Source organism: Marinimicrobium sp. UBA4209 (assembly GCF_002381585.1).
In the GTDB taxonomy this organism is placed as follows: Bacteria; Pseudomonadota; Gammaproteobacteria; order Pseudomonadales; family Cellvibrionaceae; genus Marinimicrobium; species Marinimicrobium koreense.
Genome location: NZ_DFTP01000079.1, coordinates 12,302 through 15,621 on the forward strand (window position 1 = coordinate 12,302; position 3,320 = coordinate 15,621).

Consider the following 3,320-nt stretch of genomic DNA (forward strand, 5'->3'; position numbering starts at 1 on the left):
AAACGTCTCGTTGCTTTTGGCGTGGCCCGGCTCGACCCAACGCTCATCTACCAAGGCCACCTGGATCCGTTTCCAGTCCAGAGCGATCTGGCTCAGTCGCTGATACAGGGGCGCCGGAGAGCTGCCACCGGACACCAGGAAACTGGCCTGATCACGCTCTTTCAGCGCCTCGTCCAGTACCGCCACGCAATCTTCCTGCAACGCCGCCAACAGGGCTTCGCGGCTGTCAAAAATCTTTTCGTCCAACATCAGTCCTGATCCTCCGTCAGCAGCTCATCCATGTTGAACCAACTGCGACCATCGCCGGACAGCAGCTCCTCGGACGCTTCGGGGCCCCAGGAACCAGCCGGGTACGCCATGGGCTTGTTTTCCGGGCGCTGCCAGGCTTCGATGATCGGGTCCACCCAGCCCCAGGCCGCGTCCACTTCCGCGCGGTGAATGAACAGGCTCGGGTCACCGGCGGCGGCATCCAGCATTAGGCGCTTGTAGGCGTCACTGACAAAGTGCTTGTACTTCTCGGCCAGGTTCAGGTTCAACACCACCGGCGTCAGCTCGGTTTCGTGCTTTTCCAGGTTCTTGGACATCAGCACCATCTGGATGCTTTCTTCCGGTTGCAGACGGATCACCAGACGGTTCGGCGTTACTCCGCCGGCCGACTCGGGATACACCTCGTGGGAGACGTCTTTGTACTGAATGACGATTTCAGCAAAACGCTCTTTCAGTCGCTTACCAGTGCGCAGATAGAACGGCACTTTCGACCAGCGCCAGTTATCGATGTGCGCGCGAATGGCAACAAAGGTCTCGGTATTGCTGTCTTTGCCCAGCTCGTCCAGGTAACCGGGTACCGCTTTGCCATCCATCTCGCCCGCCGCGTATTGGCCGCGCACGGTATGCCACTTGACCGCATCACCCTGGAGTGCCCGCAGGGACTCCAGCACCTTGATCTTCTCGGAGCGGATGCTGTCGGCGGTCAGCTTGTTGGGCGACTCCATGGCCACCAGGCAGAGCAACTGCAGCAGGTGGTTCTGGACCATATCGCGCATGGCACCGGCGTCGTCGTAGAAGCTCGCGCGCCCTTCCAGGCCCACGGTTTCGCACAGGCTGATCTGCACATGGTCAATGGTTTTGGCATCCCACAGATGCTCGAAGATGCCATTGGCGAAACGCAGTGTCAGAAGGTTCTGAACCGCTTCCTTACCGAGGTAGTGATCGATCCGGTAAATGGACTTCTCGTCGAAGTATTCGCCAATTTCGGTATTGATCGCATCGGCCGACGCAGCGTCGTAACCCAGCGGCTTCTCCACCACCACGCGGGTGGTCGGGCTGATCAGGTCGCTTTCGGAAATGTGCTTACAGCAGACACCGAATACGCTCGGAGGCGTCGACAGGTAGAAAACGCGATTGTCGTTTCCGGACTTGAGGATTTCCGCCATTTTGTCCCAGTGCTCATCCCGGGAAGAGATGTCGAGGAACAGCGGGTGGATCATTTTCGCGAAACGATCCCAGGTTTCAGCCACAAACTCGCCTTTGCGCAGGTGCTGTTCGGCGGCAGCGCGAACCTTATCCTGGTACTCGGCCACGGCTTCCTGACGACGGCAGGTACCGAAAATGCGAGTGCCCTCAGGCAACTCGTCATTGCAATAGGCGCGATACAGGCCCGGGATCAGTTTGCGCAGCGCCAGGTCACCGGCACCACCAAAAATCACAAAATCAAATGCTTTCAGCATGGACTAAAACCTTGTGTTCTGTATTTGCGGTTATACATTGAGCCCGGCACGATCACCGGGCTCGAACGCTCTCACTACCAACGGAAGACGGTGGCTCCCTCTTCGGCCAGGCCGACTTCGGCACGCAGGGGGGCAAACAGCTCGCGGCCCATGCCATAGTGGCTGTTGGATATGTCGGTCTGCTCCGGCTGACGGCTGGCCAGTTCCTCTTCGGAAACCAGCAGCTCCAGCTTGCCTGCATCGGCATCCAGCTCAATCATGTCGCCATCGCGCACCAGCGAGATGGGGCCGCCATCGAGCGCCTCGGGGGTCAGGTGGATGGCCGCGGGGATTTTACCAGAGGCACCGGACATCCTGCCATCGGTGACCAGCGCGACCTTGAAGCCGCGGTCCTGGAGCACGCCCAGCGGCGGAGTCAGCTTGTGCAACTCCGGCATACCATTGGCTTTCGGGCCCTGGAAACGCACCACGGCAACGAAATCCCGGTCCAGCTCGCCGGCTTTGAACGCCGCCTGGAGGTCTTCCTGACGGTAGAACACCCGTGCAGGCGCCTTGACCTTACGATTCTCGGGCTTGACTGCGGACACTTTGATGACACAGCGGCCCAGGTTGCCCTTGAGCAGCGCCATGCCGCCGGTTTTGCTGAAGGCACTACCGGCCGGGCGCAGGACGTCCTCATCCAGGCTCTTCTCCGGCGCATCGCGCCATTCGATCTTGTCGCCCTCCAGGAACGGCTCCTTGGCGAAGTGGGACATACCCTTACCCATGATGGTGGTCACATCCTCGTGCATCAGCCCTTCGCTGAGCAGGCTGCGGATCAGGAAGCCCATGCCCCCCACTGCCTGGAAGCGGTTCACATCCGCCAGACCGTTGGGGTAGACACGGCACATCAGTGGGATGATTTCGGACAGGTCGGCCATATCCTGCCAATCGATGATCACGCCAGCGGCCCGGGCGATAGCGGTCAGGTGGATGGTGTGGTTGGTCGAACCACCGGTAGCCAGTAGGCCGATAATGCCGTTGACCACGGCTTTCTCGTCGATCACATCGGCAATCGGCGTGTACTGATCGCCACCCTGGGTCAGTTTCACCAGTTGGTTGGTCGCCTCGGTGGTCAGCGCATCGCGCATCCCGGTGCCCGGGTTCACGAAGGAGCTGCCCGGCAACTGCATGCCCATCATTTCCATCAGCATCTGGTTGCTGTTGGCGGTGCCGTAGAAGGTACAGGTACCGGGGCTGTGATAGGAATCCATTTCCGCCTTGAGCAGCTCTTTACGGCCCACTTTACCCTCGGCAAACAGCTGGCGGACTTTCACTTTTTCCGAATTGGGCAGACCGGAAGGCATGGGCCCCGCCGGCACAAAAACGGTAGGCAGATGGCCGAACGACAGCGAGCCGATCATCAGGCCGGGCACGATCTTGTCGCNNNCTGAACAGCGACAGATCCATACCATCCCGCCCCTGGGTAACCCCGTCACACATGGCGGGCACGCCACCGGCGACCTGGGCGGTCACACCGTTGGCGAGAGCGGCCGTTTTGATTTTCTCGGGGTAATCAACGTAGGGCTGGTGCGCCGACAGCATGTCGTTGTA

Annotated in this window: 2 protein-coding genes and 1 pseudogene; all 3 read right to left on the bottom strand. The window is 60.1% G+C overall.

The window, feature by feature from the left end:
* Positions 1–249, bottom strand: a 249-nt coding sequence (locus B3187_RS11865; RefSeq protein WP_286806667.1) for a 6-phosphogluconolactonase, incomplete at its 3' end; no start/stop codon positions are given.
* Positions 249–1,727: a glucose-6-phosphate dehydrogenase gene (gene zwf / locus B3187_RS11870; protein ID WP_123637045.1), complete on the bottom strand. Its 1,479-nt coding sequence runs from the start codon at positions 1,725–1,727 to the stop codon at positions 249–251. The genes zwf and B3187_RS11865, both read right to left, overlap by 1 nt.
* A 74-nt stretch (positions 1,728–1,801) precedes the next feature.
* Positions 1,802–3,320 (bottom strand): annotated as a pseudogene (gene edd, locus B3187_RS11875) (phosphogluconate dehydratase); the annotation flags it as partial.